The organism is Flavobacterium sp. 22659, from assembly GCF_052044235.1.
In the GTDB taxonomy this organism is placed as follows: Bacteria; Bacteroidota; Bacteroidia; order Flavobacteriales; family Flavobacteriaceae; genus Flavobacterium; species Flavobacterium johnsoniae.
The window spans coordinates 147627-167438 of record NZ_JBQEMU010000004.1 but is presented as its reverse complement, the minus strand read 5'-3'; the positions used below and the strand labels follow the sequence as shown (position 1 = coordinate 167438).

13 protein-coding genes are annotated in these 19812 nt (G+C 32.9%); 9 read left to right on the top strand and 4 right to left on the bottom strand.

Annotation, left to right across the window (positions count from 1 at the left end):
- Positions 1 to 12: 12 nt before the first annotated feature.
- Complete coding sequence (nirK, locus tag ACTJIW_RS06255; protein WP_149207968.1) at positions 13 to 1452, bottom strand: copper-containing nitrite reductase; 1440 nt, start codon at positions 1450 to 1452, stop codon at positions 13 to 15.
- Positions 1453 to 1715: 263 nt separating this feature from the next.
- On the opposite strand from nirK, the gene ACTJIW_RS06250 reads away from it, so the two are divergent.
- A complete protein-coding gene (locus tag ACTJIW_RS06250) occupies positions 1716 to 2975 on the top strand; it encodes an aminotransferase class I/II-fold pyridoxal phosphate-dependent enzyme (protein ID WP_012024485.1) in 1260 nt (419 codons plus the stop codon).
- Between the two features lie 118 nt (positions 2976 to 3093).
- Complete coding sequence (locus ACTJIW_RS06245) at positions 3094 to 3576, top strand: hypothetical protein (protein ID WP_012024486.1); 483 nt, start codon at positions 3094 to 3096, stop codon at positions 3574 to 3576.
- A 107-nt stretch (positions 3577 to 3683) separates the two neighbouring features.
- Here the strand turns inward: ACTJIW_RS06245 and ACTJIW_RS06240 are convergent, their stop codons facing one another.
- Entirely contained in the window at positions 3684 to 4802 is a 1119-nt protein-coding gene (locus ACTJIW_RS06240; RefSeq protein ID WP_440714957.1) for a GTP cyclohydrolase, read from the bottom strand.
- 45 nt (positions 4803 to 4847) lie between these two features.
- Entirely contained in the window at positions 4848 to 5816 is a 969-nt protein-coding gene (locus tag ACTJIW_RS06235; RefSeq protein ID WP_073409672.1) for a transporter, read from the bottom strand.
- A 124-nt stretch (positions 5817 to 5940) separates the two neighbouring features.
- Here ACTJIW_RS06235 and ACTJIW_RS06230 point away from each other — a divergent pair, with 124 nt between their 5' ends.
- From ACTJIW_RS06230 to ACTJIW_RS06205, 6 genes are all read left to right on the top strand, one after another.
- Positions 5941 to 6228, top strand: coding sequence for a DUF4834 family protein (locus ACTJIW_RS06230; RefSeq protein WP_044048302.1), 288 nt, complete (start codon positions 5941 to 5943; stop codon positions 6226 to 6228).
- 51 nt (positions 6229 to 6279) lie between these two features.
- Complete coding sequence (locus ACTJIW_RS06225) at positions 6280 to 8718, top strand: YfhO family protein (RefSeq protein ID WP_440714958.1); 2439 nt, start codon at positions 6280 to 6282, stop codon at positions 8716 to 8718.
- A gap of 39 nt (positions 8719 to 8757) precedes the next feature.
- Entirely contained in the window at positions 8758 to 10041 is a 1284-nt protein-coding gene (locus ACTJIW_RS06220; RefSeq protein WP_440714959.1) for a glycosyltransferase family 4 protein, read from the top strand.
- A 77-nt stretch (positions 10042 to 10118) separates the two neighbouring features.
- A complete protein-coding gene (locus ACTJIW_RS06215) occupies positions 10119 to 11588 on the top strand; it encodes an oligosaccharide flippase family protein (RefSeq protein WP_012024492.1) in 1470 nt (489 codons plus the stop codon).
- Between the two features lie 93 nt (positions 11589 to 11681).
- On the top strand, positions 11682 to 13334 hold the full coding sequence (locus ACTJIW_RS06210; protein WP_440714960.1) for a mechanosensitive ion channel family protein: 1653 nt from the start codon (positions 11682 to 11684) through the stop codon (positions 13332 to 13334).
- A gap of 177 nt (positions 13335 to 13511) precedes the next feature.
- Positions 13512 to 13877, top strand: coding sequence for a hypothetical protein (locus ACTJIW_RS06205; protein ID WP_440718442.1), 366 nt, complete (start codon positions 13512 to 13514; stop codon positions 13875 to 13877).
- A 140-nt stretch (positions 13878 to 14017) separates the two neighbouring features.
- On the opposite strand, the gene uvrA is transcribed toward ACTJIW_RS06205, so the two are convergent.
- A complete protein-coding gene (uvrA, locus tag ACTJIW_RS06200) occupies positions 14018 to 16813 on the bottom strand; it encodes an excinuclease ABC subunit UvrA (protein WP_440714961.1) in 2796 nt (931 codons plus the stop codon).
- 196 nt (positions 16814 to 17009) lie between these two features.
- Between uvrA and ACTJIW_RS06195 the strand changes: the two genes are divergently transcribed.
- Positions 17010 to 19811, top strand: a complete 2802-nt coding sequence (locus ACTJIW_RS06195; RefSeq protein ID WP_440714962.1) for a triple tyrosine motif-containing protein — start codon at positions 17010 to 17012, stop codon at positions 19809 to 19811.
- Position 19812: the final 1 nt, after the last annotated feature.

The window sequence follows — 19812 nt, the reverse complement described above, 5'->3', positions numbered from 1 at the left end:
AAAGAATTGCTGTTATCTTAATGCTTTTACCATTTCTGGAGTAATCTCTGTTTTATTATTGCCCCAGCTGTTGTAGATATAAGTTAGAACGTTTGCTATTTCATCATCAGATAAATTTTGAGCGGGCATTACGTTGTTGTATTTTTTTCCGTTTACAGTTACTTCGCCAGTTAAACCATGTAATATTGTTGTAATAGCGCGTTTAGAATCGGCATTCAAGTAATCTGATTTGGCAAGAGGAGGGAAAGTACTTGGAATTCCCTGCCCTTCAGATTGATGACAGGCAAAACAGGTTGTACCAAAGATTTCTTTTCCAATTTTAATTTTCTCTTCAACTGTACGTTTCGGAACAGCGGTTTTTGCAGTTGAACCTCCCGGCATTTTTTGAATTGTTCCTCCTTCCGGCAGGTAAATACCTTCCTGAATTGTTCCCGAGTAGATGTTTTTGTTTTCTTTTCCTTCAACTTTCAGCATTCCCAAAGCACCTTTATTAAATGCTCTGAAAATAGAGTGGTCAACCAAAATAAAAGTTCCCGGAGTTTCTACTTTAAAATCTACAATTGCGGCACCGCCGGCAGGAATTAAAGTAGTTTGTACATTTTTATTGATAGTACTTCCGCCTTCTATATGAACACTGTCGAAGATTTCACCAATTACGTGGAAAGAAGAAACCAAATTTGGTCCGCCGTTTCCAACAAACAAACGTACAGTTTCGCCCACTTTTGCTGTCAATTCACCGCCATTTGTTAAAGACCCCACTTTTCCGTTAAAAACTACATAATCCGGAGTTTCTTTTACAGCTTTGTTCATATCAAAAGGCTGTAGACCTTTTTCTCCATATTCGCCCTGAGTATAAAAATCTCCCTGCATAACATAGTATTCCTTATCAACAGGAGGAAGTCCTCCTTCCGGCTCAACCAAAATTAAACCATACATACCGTTTGCAATATGCATTCCAACAGGCGCAGTAGCACAATGATAAACATAGAGCCCAGGATTAATTACTTTAAAGCTGAATACTTTTTCATGCCCCGGAGCTACTAATGATGAGGTTGCTCCGCCGCCCGGACCTGTTACGGCGTGTAAATCAATATTATGAGGCAGTTTATTGTCTGGATGGTTTTTTAGGTGAAATTCTACTTCGTCACCCACACGAGTTCTAATAAAACTTCCCGGAACAGAGCCCCCAAATGTCCAATAGGTATATTTTACGCCATCGGTCATTGTACCTTCCTGTTCTTTGATTTCCATGTTTAGTTTTAGTTTCATGGCTGTTCTGTTACCTACTGGTTTTGGCACATGAGGCGGAGAGGTAAGTTCTGCTTCCATTTCTCCTTCGGTCATGATATCAGCATAGTTTTTTGATTCTTCCTTTTTACAGCTTCCTAAAAACAGGACGACAAAAAGAGAATAAACCAATAATTTTATTAAAATGCAGTTATTCTTTTTCATAAGACTTGGTTTTTATTTTTCAGGTTTAAAATTTTTATCAAAAATAAAAGACTAATTTGTCTTTTATTATGATAAAAGTCATACTTTGAAGAGAAAGAAAAAATTAATTTACTAATTATAAAAATTAAAAAAGCCAGAGTTAAATCTTGTTAAAAAATGGATGTTGATTATTTTTTAATAAAAATAAATGACTGTCTGAATTTTAGAATAATAATGATTATTTTTGCTCGCTGATTAAGTTAAAAAAATTACTACACTATATTATGGTAAAAGATTTATTCGAAAGAATTCAGGACAATAAGGGACCTTTAGGAAAATGGGCTTCTCAGGCAGAAGGCTATTACGTTTTCCCAAAGTTAGAAGGAGAGTTGGGGCCTAGAATGCAATTTCATGGAAAAAATATCCTAAACTGGAGTTTAAATGATTATTTAGGTTTAGCTAATCATCCAGAAGTTCGTAAGGCTGATACAGATGCAGCAGCTCAGTTTGGTGCAGCTTACCCAATGGGTGCTCGTATGATGTCTGGACACACTACTTATCATGAGCAATTAGAAAATGAACTGGCTTCTTTTGTAATGAAAGAATCAGCTTATTTATTGAATTTTGGTTACCAGGGAATGGTTTCTATTATTGATGCTTTGGTTACAAAAAATGATATCATTGTTTATGATGTAGATTCACATGCTTGTATTATTGATGGTGTTCGTTTGCACATGGGTAAACGTTTTACTTACAAACACAATGATCTTGAAAGTATGGAAAAAAACCTGCAGCGTGCTACTAAAATGGCCGAAGAAACAGGCGGAGGTATTTTATTTATTACCGAAGGTGTTTTTGGAATGCGCGGACAGCAGGGAAAATTAAAAGAAATTGTTGCATTAAAGCAAAAATACAATTTCCGTTTATTAGTTGACGATGCACACGGTTTTGGTACACTTGGTAAAACAGGTGCAGGAGCAGGTGAGGAGCAGGGAGTTCAGGCAGATATTGATGTTTATTTCTCTACTTTTGCAAAATCTATGGCTAATATTGGTGCTTTCGTAGCAGCAGATAAAACAGTTATTGATTACTTAAAATATAACTTACGTTCTCAGATGTTTGCAAAAGCATTACCAATGATTCAAACAATTGGTTCTTTGAAACGTTTAGAGTTATTACGCCAGTCTTCTGCAATTAAAGATAAACTTTGGGAAAACGTAAATGCTTTACAAAGCGGTCTTAAAGAAAGAGGATTTAATATTGGAGATACAAATACTTGTATTACACCAGTTTATTTAGAAGGAAGTATTCCAGAAGCAATGGTAATGGTTAACGATTTAAGAGAAAATTACGGTATTTTCCTTTCTATTGTTGTATATCCTGTTATTCCAAAAGGAATTATTTTGTTAAGAATGATTCCAACAGCTTCTCATACATTAGAAGATATCAAAGAAACATTAGCAGCTTTTGAAGCAATTCGTGAGAAACTGGTAAACGGAACGTATAAAGAAATTGCAGAACGTACAACAGTAGACGTTTCGTAATTGATTTAAAAAATAAATTCTCACATGGGAATTATGTAAAAAAATCCATTCGTTATGCGAATGGATTTTTTTTATTTGAGGTAACTTTATTTCATAATCACAAAATAAAAACAGCATTATGAAAAAAGTACTAACACTAACGGCCCTTGTTTTTACGGTTCTTATTTCCTGTAAAAAAGCTACCGAAACAGAGCCAATACAAATTACTCCAAGTCCGCCAAAAAAGGCTGAAATTGTAGAACCTGCCGGAGATCAATGTTATGAATGGAGATCAAACGGAAGCATTATGGAGATGAGTTTTAATGTAAACTCTCATCAGGAAGTAAATGGAAAATTAAAGGTTGATATAGTAGGAAAAGATAAAAATGAAGGAACTCTGATTGGTAATATGAAAGGTGATACTTTAATTGCTGATTATACTTTTAATTCTGAAGGGGTTTCATCAGTAAGAGAGGTTGCTTTTTTAAAAAGAGAAAATACCTTTATTGAAGGATATGGAGATGTAGTATCTGCAAATGACAAAGTGACTTTTAAAGACAAAACAAAATTGAAATTTGATCCAAAAAATACACTTACTAAAGTAGATTGTAAAGTAGAATAAATGAAGTGTTTATAAAGTGAAAAATCCATTCGTTTTGGGGGCGAATGGATTTTTTTTATATTATAACAAAGTGTTTAGTGTTCACGTAAGTTGAACAGAGAACTTTTTTAAAGATTCTTCAAATAAGTCTTTCTCTGGCAATGAATCGTTGGGTCAAAGTTTTTCCAAAGTAAGTGAATGGCATTGTTTTCAAGTAATTCTGGAGTTCTAATACAATTTTGAATTCCCTTTTGAGAAAAAGTTTTATAATATTCATCAAAAATAATAGCGGTAACACCTTTATTTTGATATTCCGGACGAACTCCAATTAAATAAAAAACTACGTCTTTGCTGTGTTTTTTTGCTTTTAACAGCTTTAAAAAACCAAAAGGAAATAATTTGCCTCTTATTTTTTGTAATGCCTCTGTAAAACTTGGCATTACGATACTGAAAGCTACTAAATTATCATCTTTATCAACTACAAATTTTATGTATTCCGGATTGATAAAACTGATATATTTCTTTTTAAAATATTCTTTTTGAACATCAGAAATCGCTACAAACGAAGCCAGTTTTTCATACGATTCATTAAACAAATCAAACATTTTGTCTACATGAGGCATAATGTCTTTGGTTTTTGTAAAATTAAGCGCTTTTAGCCCGTAACGTTTTTTAATTAATTCCTGGGCTTTTTGGAAAAATTCAGGTTTAACATTCGAAAAAGGAAATATGCTTTCGATGTATTGTTTTTCTACTGCAAATCCTAATTGTTCTAAATGTGTTACATAATATGGGTGGTTGTACCACGTAATCATAGTTCCAACCTGATCATATCCTTCTGTAAGAACTCCCACTTTATCCAGATTCGAAAATCCCATTGGACCTTCTGCATGTTCCAGATTGTGTTTTCTTCCTAATTCAAATACTTTGTCAAGAAGTGCTTTTGTGACCTCAATATCATCAATAACATCAAACCATCCAAAACGAACTTTTCGCTTGTGCTGATTGTTTACTTCTGCCCAATTTATAATTGCTGTTATTCTTCCAACAATTTGATTGTCTTTGTAAGCAAGATAAAAATAAGCTTCGGCGTTATCAAAAGCAGGATTTTTAGTTTTATCAAATGATTCTAATTCATCAGCAATAATAGGAGGAACCCAATATGGATTGTCTTTGTAAAGTGAAAACGGAAATTTGATATACTCAGTTAATTCCTTTTTGGTTTTGGCTTCTTTAATTGTAATCATTAAGTTGGTATTTGCTCTTGTTACAGAGGTATTTGATTGTTTATTTTATTCGTATTTAGCTTTACGTTTTCTTTCTTTTTCCTGATAATCGATAGGTTTTTTATTATCGATATTCTTTTTGGCTCTTTCCTTGTTTTTATATTCAATAACTTTCTCTTTGTACCATCCGTCATAACGCCAAGAGAATCCAACTCCGCCATATAACACAGAAGGAGTGTTCTTAAAATTGGTGCTTATTGAAGCATCAACCTGCATGTTTGATGATAAAAGAAAAGCTGCACCGCCGCGAATAATTGCGTCACTGTAAAAATCACTTTTAAACCCTTGGTTTTCAACAAAACCAGACCATCTGTCATTAAATCCGTGCGTTAAAGTTAAGATATAACCATAACTAGGGTAATCTGTACTTATATAATCAGCAAAAATGTTTGTTACAAAAACCCATGATCCGCCTCCTAATAAGTTTTGTGTAATTAACGAAACTTTTGGAGAAATGGCACCATCAGGAGAAAAATAATACGGATTATCAGCTCCAACAAAGTTAGCTCCAGCAAAAACAGAAACCGCCGGGATCAATTCGCGCCATTGAAAATTACGATTGGCTTTGTAGCTGTAAATATTAGCTTCTCTTTTGTAGTTTTTGTACGGATCGTAAATAAGATATTTTGCTCCTAAAAGCGTTTGTCTGAAATTGTTTTTTTTGTAGCTGGTATAAGGTGTGTCAAAGTTTTCCATTTGATATTGAACATCCAGAACAAATTCCAGCTGTTCCAGAAAAGCACCATATCTAATGCTTAAATCTGTACCAAAACCAGAGGCGTCATAATCTAGTAAATTGTGTTTTTCTTTAATACCATAAACACCTATTTCACCTTGAATAACTGATTTTCCAACTGAATAAGCAGACATACTTTCGCCGGGACGGTTTGAATTAATGACGTCTGTGTATTGTGCAAAGAAAATTTGCGGAGTAAAAAAAAGTGCGGTAAAAAGTAATTTTTTAATTTTCAACATAATTATTTGGGGATTAGAAAAATAATAACGCAATTCAAATGTACTATATTTTATTATTTATTTAAGATTGATATTTTAATTTTAAACAACGGATTTACTAATTTTGGAAAAAAATTATATGATCATGCAAGAAGCATCTTTTACAAATTTGTTTAAAACGATAATGTGGATTATTGCGTTTTATTATATTTTTAAATTTTTGGCTCGAATCTTTTTGCCTGTATTGGTAAAAAAAGCAGTCGAAAAGGCAGGAGAAAACTTCCAAAGACAACAGCAATACAGCCAGGATAATTCATGGCAGCAAACCCGCAATAACAACAATGACGAAATAATCATCAATACCGCTAATGCTAAAAAGCCGCGCGAGACCAAAAAAGTGGGTGATTATGTTGATTACGAAGAAATAGATTAAGTTTGCATCCTGACAAATAAGGATTCATCATTTAACCAAACCAGCCCAAAATTGAAAATAGTAAATAAATTCTATCCGCATGCCCTTGTAGTACTGGGCTTTATTCTCGTTTCATTAATTTATTTTTATCCGGTTCTGCAGGGAAAACAAATCTTCCAGTCAGATATAGCTCAATATACCGGAATGGCCAAAGAGCAAAATGATTTTAGAGCAGCAGAACACGCTGAGCCATACTGGACAAACTCTGCTTTTGGAGGAATGCCGACTTACCAGTTAGGAGCTAATTATCCAAATGATTTTGTGGGTAAAATAGATGATATGCTTCGTTTTCTGCCGCGTCCTGCAGATTATTTATTTCTATATTTCTTAGGTTTTTATGGTTTGTTATTGGTTTTAAAAACAGATCCGTTAAAAGCTTTTATTGGCGCTATTGCGTTTGGATTTTCTACTTATTTAATTATTATTCTTGGAGTTGGGCACAATGCTAAGGCACATGCTATTGCGTATATGCCATTGGTTATTGCCGGATTTATACTCGTTTTTCAGAAAAAATACATTTGGGGAGGTCTGCTTACCATGTTTGCCGTTGCGTTAGAAGTTAACGCCAACCACTTTCAAATGACCTATTATTTATTGATTTTCTTATTGATATTATCAGGTTATTTTACCTTCAATTTTATAAAAGATAAAGAATATAAACCGCTTTTAACTGCGATTGGAACTTTAGCCGTTGCCGGAATTTTTGCTATTGGTGCCAATGCAGCCAATTTAATGGCAACAAGTGAGTATGCTAAATTTAGTACACGAAGCAACAGTGAATTGACTTTTAATCCGGATGGAACAAAAAAGACAAATGAAAATGCTTTAAGCCGTGAGTATATTACTGAGTATAGTTACGGAATAGCTGAAAGTTTTAACCTTATTGCTCCAAGACTTTTTGGAGGTTCTAACCACGAAAATATAGGAACTGACAGCAGTATGTACTCTTTTATGATGGAGCAGGGAGTACCGGCAAGTCAGGCAGAAGATTTTGTATCAGGAATGCCGACATACTGGGGAGATCAGCCAATAGTTGCTGCACCCGCTTATATTGGCATAGTAGTTTTTTTCCTGGCAGTATTGGCATTATTTATTGATGAAAGAAAAATAAAATACGTATTTCTTTCAGGAGCATTGTTTTCATTAGTGCTTTCTTGGGGAAAAAATTTCTCGCTTTTAACTGATTTTTTCATTGATTATGTGCCAATGTATGATAAGTTTAGAGCAGTATCATCTATTCAGGTCATTTTAGAATTGTGTTTTCCAGTATTAGCAGTAATGGGAATTCAATCGTTTTTTAAAGCAAAAGAAGAGCCTAAATTACAGCAAAAAGCTCTTATACAAACAGGAGTTTTTGGTATAGGTGTTATTTTGATTTTAGTTTTTGCAAAAGGCTTTTTCCACTTTACAGGTAGCAATGATAATTATTTCCTTCAAAGTTATGGAGCAGCATTTGTAGATGCATTAAAAGAAGACAGAAAATCTTTATACCTAGCTGATTTACTTCGTTCAGGATTTTTTATAGTCGTGACTTTTGGAGCTTTATGGCTGTTTATTAAAAATAAGTTCTCGCAAACAACTACTTTGGTAATTGTAGCTCTTTTAATGATTTTTGATTTGTTTTTTGTTGACAAAAAATATGTTTCTGCGAAAGATTTTGTGAGTCCGGTTCAAATTGCGGCTCCGTTTCAGGAAACACCTGCTGATGCAAAAATTTTAGAAGATACAACACATTATAGAGTTTTTGAAGTAAACGGTAATATGTCAAGCGCAAGAGCTTCCTTTTTTCACCATTCTATTGGAGGTTATCATGCAGCAAAACCAAGAAGAATGCAGCAGTTATTTGATTATCAAATTGCTAAAAATAACCTGGAAGTACTTAATATGTTAAATGTTAAGTATGTGATTCAAACCGATAAGGAAGGAAAAGAAATTCCAACAATCAATCCTGATGCAAATGGAAATGCATGGTTTGTAAGCTCAGTTAAGCTGGTTAATAAAGCTGATGAAGTTATGAAAACTTTAGATCATCTTGATACTAAAAAGGTGGCTGTTTTCAATGTTCATGAGCATGAAGGCAAGTTTAGAAATGCCCGTATGAAAAAGCAATGGGATACAACCGGAACAATAAAACTAGTTCAATACAAACCAAACTACATTAAATACCAATCTGATAATAGAAAAGACGGATTGGCTGTTTTCTCTGAAATCTATTATAAAAACGGCTGGAACGCTTACATTGACGGACAATTAACGGATCATTTCCCTGTTGATTATGTTTTAAGAGCTATGGAAATTCCGGGTGGAAAACATACAATTGAATTTAAGTTTGAGCCAAATGTTATTAAAACAGGAGGTACAATTAACCTGGTTAGTTCTATTGGAATGTTTGTGCTTTTAATTGGAGGAATATATTTTGAAAGAAAGAAGTTTAGCGAACAGGCTAAGTAATTAGCATCAGTTTGCACTTTAAATAATAATCGATTTTCATTGGAACAAAAAAAGCTCTTAATTATTACGTATTACTTTCCTCCAGCTGGCGGACCGGGAGTACAACGCTGGTTGAAATTTGTAAAATATCTGCCGGATTTTGGTGTTCAGCCTATTGTTTATGTTCCAGAAAATCCAACATATCCAATTGTTGATGAAGGTTTGGTAAGCGAAATATCAGATAAAACAATTGTTCTAAAAAATAAAATTTGGGAGCCCTACCAGCTGGCTTCTGTGTTTTCAAAAAATAAGACTAAGAAAATCAGTTCCGGAATTTTTCCGCATAAAAAAAAGCAGACTTTTTTAGATAAAACTTTTCTTTGGGTGCGTGGTAATTTATTCATTCCGGATGCACGCGTTTTTTGGGTAAAACCTTCTGTTGCTTACCTTGAGAAATATATCAAAGAAAACAATATTGATACTATTGTAACTTCTGGACCGCCGCATAGTCTGCATTTGATAGGTTTAGAATTAAAAGAAAAACTAAATGTAAAATGGTTTGCCGATTTCCGCGATCCGTGGACAACTATTGGCTATCATAAAGCACTTCGTTTATCTGGCTATGCAGCTAAAAAACATAAAAATTTAGAACACAAAGTTTTGAATTCTGCTGATACTATTATTGTAACGAGTAAAACAACAAAAACAGAATTTGAAGCAATTACTAATAAGCCAATTTCTGTAATTACAAACGGATACGATATTGAAAAGGTTGAAAAACAGCCTTTAGACGAAAAATTCACTCTTGCACATATTGGTTCATTTTTATCAGACCGAAATCCTAAATTCTTATGGGAATGTCTGGTTGAACTGCTTCAGGAAATTCCAGATTTTAAGTCTCATTTAGAAATTAAACTAATTGGAGCTGTAAGTCAGGAAGTTTTAGATTCTATAAACGAATTTAAATTAAATGACTATTTGAACCTTTTAGGATATGTTTCGCACAATGAAGCGATTGCAAATCAAAAAAAATCTCAGGTTCTGCTTTTAATCGAAATTAATTCAGAAGATACCAAAAGCATTATTCCGGGGAAATTGTTTGAATATATGGTCTCAAACCGCCCAATAATTGCGATTGGACCAAATGGTTCTGATTTTGCCGATATTATAAAAGAAACAAATACAGGAGTATTTTTTGACTATTCAGAAAAAGCGAAGTTAAAAAGTGTAATTTTGGACTTTTATAATCAATTTTTGGAAGGAAAATTACAAGCTAATGGTGTTGGTTTACAGCAGTATTCACGAAAAAACCTGACAAAGCAATTAGTACAATTGATAAATTAAAACAACAATTTCAAAAATAAAAAGAGAGCAGAAAATCAAAAATCTTAACTCTACAATCTAAACTCTGCAATCAAAAAATGGGTATTGTCTTAAACCAGTCTTTTAAAAACACCATAATTACATATATAGGCTTTGGAATTGGAGCCATTAATACGCTTTATTTATATCCTGTTTTTTTAGGCGCAACTTTTTATGGTTTAACGAATTATATCACATCTGCTGCAAATGTTATTATGCCTTTGTTTGCAATTGGAATGCAAAATACTTTGGTTAAATTTTATTCGCAGTACCAAACAGATGAAGAAAAATCCCGTTTTTTATCCTTTACCGTTTTATTTCCGTTACTATTAATAATTCCGCTTTTGCTTATTGGTCTTGTTTTTTACGATGAGATTATATTCTTTGTATCAAAAAAGAATGCGATTGTAAAAAGTTATATCTGGTTAATACCATTTATAGGGCTGTGTATGGCTTATTTTGAAATATTTTATGCCTGGCTCCGTGTAAATATGCATTCCGTTTTTGGAAACTTTATTAAAGAAGTAGGTTTACGATTGTTTTCATTATTTCTATTGATAGGCGTTTATTACGATTGGCTCAGTGTAGAAGGTTTTGTGTATGCAACAGCTGTTTTATACTTTTTGGCATTTCTGGTTACGATGTTATATGCGTTCAGTATTCAAAAGCCAACTTTTCAGTTTACAATACCAGTAAATACAAAAGATATATTGATATATACATTTTATATTATTTTATCTGGAAGCGTTGCCAATTTGCTTTTAGATGGAGATAAAATGATATTGAATCAGTACATGCAGATTGAAAATATTGCGTTCTATTCTGTAGCAACTTATATTGCTTTGGTAATTTCGGTGCCGAGTCGTGCCATGCACCAAATTGTATATCCTATTACGGCAAAATTAATGCATGAAAATAAACATGACGAACTGAATCAGCTTTATAAAAAGACTTCTATAAACCTGCAGATTGTGGGTGGTTTTGTAATGCTTTGCATATTCGTAAACATTAATCAATTGTACGAACTTGTTCCAAAAGAATACAGCGGCGGAATTGCAGTTGTATTTATGATTGGTTTATCTAAGTACTTTGATTTAATTTTAGGAAACAATAACGCTATCATTTTTAATACTAAATATTACCGAATGGTGCTTTATTTAGGATTAATGCTGGTTGTACTAACAGTTGTTTTAAACATGATATTTATTCCAATTTTCGGAATATTCGGGTCTGCTTTTGCCACTTTATTATCTATTACATTATACAGTTTAGCTAAACTGCTTTTTGTGGTTAAAAAGCTTAATTTATATCCTTTTACAAAAGAAACAATCTCATCAATGCTATTAACATTTGCTTTGTTTTTAGTATTTTATTTCTGGGAGTTTCCGTTTTTTCAGCTTATCAGTATTGCTTTAAAATCTATTTTGGTAACCATTTTATATGTTTACCTGAATTACAGGTTTAATATTTCTCCGGATATTAATAAAGTTATAGACAACATTCTGAGAAAAATAGGAATTAAAATTTAGTACGATTTTATTTCGAAATAAGGAGGTAATTTAAATTCGAATCTATTTTGTTTTTATATTTGTTAGTAGTAACTAACTAATTATAAATGAAATATGAAAAATAAATTACTTTGGTTTTTAGCTGTTTTCACTGTTTCGTTTTATTGGGCTTCATTTGCTCAAAACAGCAGCCGCGATACTTTACATAAAATTGAAGTTAAGCCGAAATTAAAACCATATCCGGTTGCTCCATTTAAGGATACACTTTTCTTTATCTACAATAAAGTTGGTTCATTTTCTGCAGAAAACCGTGCACATGCCATTACAGAAAAGATTAGAAAGCTTTATGAAGATTCTTTTTTCGAACAAGATTCTATTTTAGTCGTTCCTTCAGATCTGTCACAAGATATTATTTATAAAAATGATTTTATTATCATGTCGGTTCTTGAAGCCGATGCAAAAGCAGAAAATCAAACAACAGCTTTTATTGCAAAACGGAATTTAAACATAATAAAGAAAGCAGTAATTTATCAAAATGAAAATTATTCACTGCTTCCAAAAAGACTTGGATATACGGCATTGTTGATTTTAATTATTGGTATAATTTTATATGTAGTTGGGAAAATCTTTAACAGAATAAAATTATACATCTTAAAAAACAGCGATAAGTATTTTAAGGGTGTCAGTTACAATAATATAAATTTTTTATCGCCTCAAAGACAGCAGTCATTATTGATGCGATTGTATGGTTTTATAAAAATTGCAGCCTTAATTTTTATCGTTTATCTTTCGCTTCCTGCCTTATTCAGTATTTTTCCTGCCACTGAAAATTATACCAAAACATTGCTGCACTGGATTCTTTCGCCTGCAAAATCGGCGTTAATGGGCTTTATTCGATTTTTACCAAGTTTAGTTACTATAATCGTTATAATTTTCATTTTTAAGTATGCAATAAAAGTCATCAAGTTCTTTTTTGACGAAATAAAGCAGGAGAATATCAAAATTGATGGTTTTTACAGCGATTGGGCAATGCCTACCTTTAATATCATCAGATTACTGCTTTTTGCTTTTATGATTGTAGTTATATTTCCCTATCTTCCTGGTTCAGATTCTCCTATTTTTAAAGGTGTTTCAGTGTTTGTCGGGGTTTTATTTTCTTTAGGTTCATCAAATGCCATAGCCAATATGGTAGCCGGATTAGTTATTACTTATATGCGTCCGTTTAAAATTGGTGATTTTATAAAAATTGGCGATGTAAGCGGTGAAGTAATAGAAAAAACAGCTTTAGTAACCCGAATCAGAACTCCAAAATTTGAAGATATTACCATTCCCAATTCAACTGTTTTATCTAGCACTTCAACCAATTTTTCTGCTAATACGAAACAAAACAATAATGGTTTATTAATACATACAACAGTCACAATTGGTTATGATGTTCCGTGGAAAGACATTCATAAAGCATTAATAGATGCCGCTCTAAAAACAGAAATGACTGAAAAAGAACCAACGCCTTTTGTACTACAGACAAGTTTGGATGATTTTTATGTTTCGTATCAAATCAATGTTTACACAAAAGAACCAACAAAACAGCCTAGAATTTATTCATCACTCCATCAAAATATTCAGGATTCTTTTAATGCTGCGGGAATAGAGATTATGTCACCTCATTACAGTGCTTTAAGAGATGGAAACACTACTACAATACCGCCAGATTATCTAAATGACGATTATGAACCTTCATTTTTTAATATTAAGAATAAAAGTTAGTCTCTTTTTGTAAGATGTTGAAAATGTGAATATAATCTTAACTTTTTTGGCTCATTTCTTTGAAATTCAATTTATTAAAATTAATTTTATGTTCATTTTTTGAACACTCTTACATTTTTATTGTAGAAAATGTTTTATAAAATGCAATAAAAGAGATATATAAGTGTTTTATTAAAATTGAAATACCCATTCAATATTATTAATTTTTTAAGTATCAAAACAGACAAACCAAAACAGATGATTATGAAAAGCAATAAGCTAAGTCAGGAACAAAGTGTACAGGTGTTCTCTAATATGATATCTAATAAAGTTCATAACGGATTCACACTAGAAGAGAGAAATGATGAGTTACTTTTTGCTGTTCTTTCCAAAGGAGGAAAAGTAGTTAACCACAGTTTAAATTTCATGATTTTTTGTTTAACCCTCGGATTATGGTCATTTGCGTGGCTTTATCTAACATTTGAGGCTTCAAAACAAAAAAAGGTATTAGTTGCCATTGACGAAGATGGTTTCCCTTTCGAAGAAAAATGTTTAGTTGCTTAGCAGCTTAAATTTCAAAATTAAAAAATTCCAAATTCCAGATATGATTAATAAGTCATCGGAATTTGGAATTTTTATTTTTAGTCAGCTAAGCTCTAAAAAAAGCTTAGTATCTCAGCAACTTAGTATCTTAGAACCTTTTTCTACAATTTATCTTTCAAATAAACTCCTGTAACCGATTCTTTAACTTTGACGATATCTTCAGGTGTTCCGGCTGCTAATAAATGACCGCCGTTTTCACCGCCTTCCGGGCCTAAATCTATAATCCAGTCGGCACATTTAATCAGGTCAAGATTATGCTCAATTACAATTATCGAATGTCCTTTTTCGATTAAAGCATCAAATGAAGCTAAAAGCTTTTTAATATCATGAAAATGCAGACCTGTTGTCGGCTCATCAAAAACAAACAAAGCTTTGTCTTTTGTAGCACCTTTTACTAAAAAGGAAGCCAGTTTAATACGCTGTGCTTCACCGCCTGAAAGGGTAGAAGAAGATTGTCCTAATTGTACATATCCTAAACCTACATCCTGTAAAGGCTGTAATTTTTGTGTGATTTTAGATTGTTTGTTTTTTTCGAAAAAAGCAATTGCATCATCAATAGTCATGGTAAGGACATCGTTGATGTTTTGATTATCAAAAGTCACTTCCAGAATCTCTTTTTTAAATCGTTTACCGCCGCAAGTTTCACAAGGCAGCGAAACATCGGCCATAAAGACCATTTCAACGTTTATAGAGCCTTCTCCTTTACAAGTTTCGCATCGGCCACCATCAACATTAAAAGAGAAATGTTTTGCCTGATAACCTCTTATTTTGGATAATTTTTCTTTGGCGTATAAATCACGGATATCATCATAAGCTTTTATGTAAGTAACTGGATTCGATCTAGAGCTTCTTCCAATAGGATTTTGATCTACATATTCGATATGCTTAATCTGCGAAAAAGAACCTGAAAGTTCACTGAACTGACCTGCTTTTTCGGCTGCATTCTCCAGTTTTTTCTGCATGGCAGGAAATAAGATCTTTTTAATCAAAGTACTTTTTCCGCTTCCTGAAACTCCGGTTACAACTGTTAAAATATCAAGAGGAAAAGTAACATTAATATTTTTCAGGTTGTTTTCTCGGGCGCCAATTATATCAATATGATTTTTGAATTTTCGTCTTTTCTTTGGAACAGAAATTTCAAGATCGCCGTTCAGGTATTTAGAAGTAAGCGAATCTGATTTTAAAATTTCCGGATAAGTTCCCTGAGCAACTAGCTGACCTCCAAAAGTTCCGGCTTCCGGGCCAATATCAATAATCATGTCGGCTGCTTTCATGATGTCTTCATCATGTTCTACCACAATTACGGTATTTCCTAAATCACGAAGTGAAAGAAGAACTTTTATCAATCGTTCTGAATCTTTTGGATGCAGACCAATACTTGGTTCATCCAGAATATACATTGAACCTACTAAACTGCTTCCTAAAGAAGTTGCAAGGTTAATACGCTGTGATTCTCCTCCGGAAAGTGTAGAAGAATTTCTATTTAAGGTTAAATAATCTAAACCAACTTCGGTTAGAAATGACAAACGATTGTTGATTTCTACCATTAAACGCTTTGCGATCTGCTGTTCGTATGGGTTTAATTCAAGATTTTTAAAAAACGTAACCAAATGCTTAATAGGAAGATCTACTAAATCTGAAACCGTTTTGCCTCCAATTTTTACGTACGAAGCTTCTTCGCGTAGACGTTTCCCACGACAGGCGTGGCATTTGGTTTTCCCTCGGTAACGAGAAAGCATCACACGGTTTTGTATTTTGTAATTTTTTTCTTCTAATTCTCTAAAGAAATCATTTAATCCCTGAAAATATTGATTTCCAGTCCAGATTAAATCTTTTTGACTTTCTGAAAGTTCAAAATAAGGTTTGTGAATTGGGAAATCGAATTTATAAGCGTGTTTAACCAATTCGTCTTTATACCAGCTCATACTGTCGCCGCGCCAAGGATAAATAGCACTTTCAAAAACAGATAAAGAAGTGTTTGGAATTACAAGATCAGCATCAATACCAATAATATTTCCATAACCTTCACAAACAGGACAAGCTCCGTAAGGATTATTAAAGCTGAATAAATGTACGTTTGGTTCCAGAAACGAAATTCCGTCTAATTCAAAATTGTTAGAATAAGAAAATCTTTTATCTGTACCTACTTCTTGCAGGTAACAAATTCCTTTTCCTTCAAAAAATGCAGTTTGTACAGCATCTGAAAGACGATTGTAAAATTCTTCTTCTTCCTTAACTACAATACGGTCAATAATTAAGAGAATATCTTTATTGTCTAATTCATGAATATTTTCTGTAGAAAATTCATCTAAACGAACCATTTCATTTCCAACCAAAATACGTGCAAAACCCTGCTGTAAAAGTATTTTTAGTTTATCTTCAAGCTGGCGTCCTTCTTCTAAATGAATAGGGGCAAGTAGAAGCCATCTGCTGTCGATTTCGAGCGTTTTAACATCAGAAACAACATCTGTTACAGTATTTTTTTTGACTTCCTGACCTGAAATTGGCGAATAAGTTCTTCCAATTCTGGCAAATAAAAGTTTAATGTAATCGTATATTTCTGTAGAAGTTCCAACCGTTGAGCGGGCATTGGTTGTATTTACTTTTTGCTCAATAGCAATTGCAGGAGCAATTCCTTTTATATATTCAACTTTTGGTTTATCTAAACGTCCAAGAAACTGACGTGCGTATGATGACAAACTTTCAACATAACGACGCTGCCCTTCGGCATATAAAGTATCAAAAGCCAAACTTGATTTTCCCGATCCGGAAAGCCCTGTAATAACAACGAGTTTGTTTCGCGGAATAGCAACATCTACATTTTTTAAATTATGTACTTGTGCGCCCTTTATTATAATATTTTGCTTTGGGTCGAGTGTAGAAAGATCAATTTGCATAAAAAAAGTCAATTTTTACAAAAGTAATCAATTTTAAGCAGAGTTTTGTTAAGGATATTGTTCCAAATCTTAACAGAATTTCCATGTTAACATCTGATTATAAGCAGACATTTTTTTATTGAAAATTTGTTATTTCATTGTAAAAATATCCTACTTTAGAACTGTTTTAGTACTATTTTAATATCCTGACCAAATTTTGAAAACTAAACTATCTACCTTACTGCTTTTAATTCATTTCCTGATGTTCTCTCAGGAATTTCCACCCATCGTAAAATATTCACCTTCTGTTTATGGAGCCGGAAATCAGAGCTGGATGATTTCGCAGGATCATAATAATTATTTGTATTTCGCTAATAATGACGGATTGTTAGAATATAACGGAACAAGCTGGCAGTTATACCCCGGGCCAAACGAAACCATTATTCGATCTGTAAAAGTGATTGGCAATAAAGTGTATACGGGCAGTTATATGAATTTTGGTTTCTGGACGAGACAAGCAGATGGAAAACTGAAATATACTTCGCTGAGTGACAGTATAAAAAATAAGATTTTAGATGATGAACAGTTTTGGAATATCCTAAAATATGATCATTGGATATTGTTTCAGTCTTTAAACCGAATTTATATTTATGATACCAAAACGATGCAGTTTAAAATAATTGCACCCAAAAATGGTGTTGTAAAATCGTTTGCTTCAACCAATGCTATTTATTTTCAGACTTTAAAAGAAGGACTTTTTGAAATAGAAAGCGGTAAAGCCAAATTAGTTTCAGATGATCCGATTTTGAAAAAATTTACCGTTGCCAATGTTTTTGCAGCAGATGAAGGCTTGATAATCCAAACACAGTTAGACGGAATACATAAACTTACCGGAAACTCATTAAGCCGTATAGTGACAGATGTTGATGCCGAATTAAAAGCAAGTTTTGTTTACAGCAGCCAGCGTTTACAGGACGGCAGTTTTGCTTTAGGAACTGTTTCAAACGGGATTTTTATTTTGTCTGATAAAGGAAAACTGAAATATCACCTGACACAGAGCAAAGGTTTGAGCAATAATACTGCTTTATCTCTTTTTGAAGATAAAGACCAAAATTTATGGACGGGACTCGATAACGGAATAAACTGCATCAATATGCAGTCACCGGTGCGCAGTTTTACCGATGATTCGGGTGTTTTAGGAACCGTTTACGCATCTGCAATTCATAACGGAATGCTGTATATTGGAACCAATCAGGGATTGTTTTGTAAACCAAGTCAAAGTAATTCTGATTTTAAATTTATAAACGGCACAAAAGGGCAGGTCTGGTCTTTAGCAGTTTATGATGATACGCTTTTCTGCGGACATGATTCGGGAACTTTTGTAGTGGTAAATGATATTGCCAAAAGTATATTTTCGGCTTCAGGAACCTGGAAATTTGAACCGGTTCCGGGAAATAAAAACCAATTACTTCAGGGAAATTATTATGGTCTATCGGTTTTAGAAAAAACAGGAAATCAGTGGGTTTTCAAAAATAAAGTACAGGGATTTGATTATTCATCGCGTTATTTTGAAATAGGTGATAATCTCGAAGTATATGTAAGTCATGAATACAAAGGGATTTTTAGATTAAAACTGGATTCGTCTTTATCAAAAACACAAGGATTCTATACGTATAAAAGTCCCGATAAAGGAAAATATGCGAGCTTAACAAAATTCAATAATTCGATTTATTACGCTTATAAAGGCGGTATTTTTAAACTAAACCCAAAAACAAAACAGTTTGTAAAAGACAATGTATTAAGCTCTATTTTTGAAAAAGACGAATATACATCGGGTAAATTAATTGTTGATAATTCAAACAAAATCTGGCTGTTTTCTAAAAACTACATTCATTATTTCTCAGCCAGTAAATTGAGCAGTCAGTTAAAAGAAAATATAATACCAATTCCGTCTTCGCTGACCAATTCGATGTTAGGATATGAAAATATCACCCAAATTTCAAAATCGACTTATTTAATAGGAACTACAGACGGATATTATACGCTTAATATTGATGATCTGAGTTTTAAAAATTACAATGTTTTTATTACTGATATTATGACTAATAAACAAAATGAAACCTTTAGAAATGCTGCGATTTTTAACGAAGGAAGTTTTAAGTCTGATGAAAATAACATTACCCTGAATTATACAGTTCCGGAATACAATAAATACATCAATTCTGAATATCAATATCTGCTGGAAGGCTTTCAGAATGAATGGAGCGAATGGAGTACAAAAGCAACGGTGAATTTTAAAAATCTTCCTCCGGGAAAATATACTTTTAGAGTCAGGGCAAAATATGCCAATGTAATTTTGCAAAATCCGGCCTCATATACATTTGTGGTTTTAAAACCGTGGTATTTAACTAATCTGGCTTATTTTATTTATTTTCTTTTGATGCTTGCAATGGCTTATTTTATTAATAAGGCGTATCGAAACTATTATCAAAAGCAGAAAGAAAAACTTATTGAAGAAAACAACCTTTTATTAGAGATTAAAGAGCTTGAAAACGAACAGCAGTTAATGAAACTTCGCAACGAACAGCTTTCTCAGGATGTAGATAATAAAAACCGTGAACTGGCAGTTTCTACGATGAGTTTAAACAGTAAGAACGAATTACTGGCTTTTATTAAAGAAGATTTGAAAAAAACAGCTCAAAATGACAGTTCAAATATTAAATCTGTAATTAGTACCATCAATAAAAACATTACCGAAGAAGATTCGTGGAATGTGTTTAAAGAAGCTTTTGATAATGCCGATAAAGATTTCCTTAAACGAATAAAACAAATGCATCCAGCCTTAACGCCAAATGATCTGCGTTTGTGTGCTTATCTCAGATTGAATCTTTCATCTAAAGAAATTGCTCCAATGTTTAATATTTCGGTACGAAGCGTTGAGATAAAACGATACCGTTTGCGAAAAAAGATGGATTTGCAACACGAAATCGGTTTAGTAGAATATATTCTGGCTGTATAGT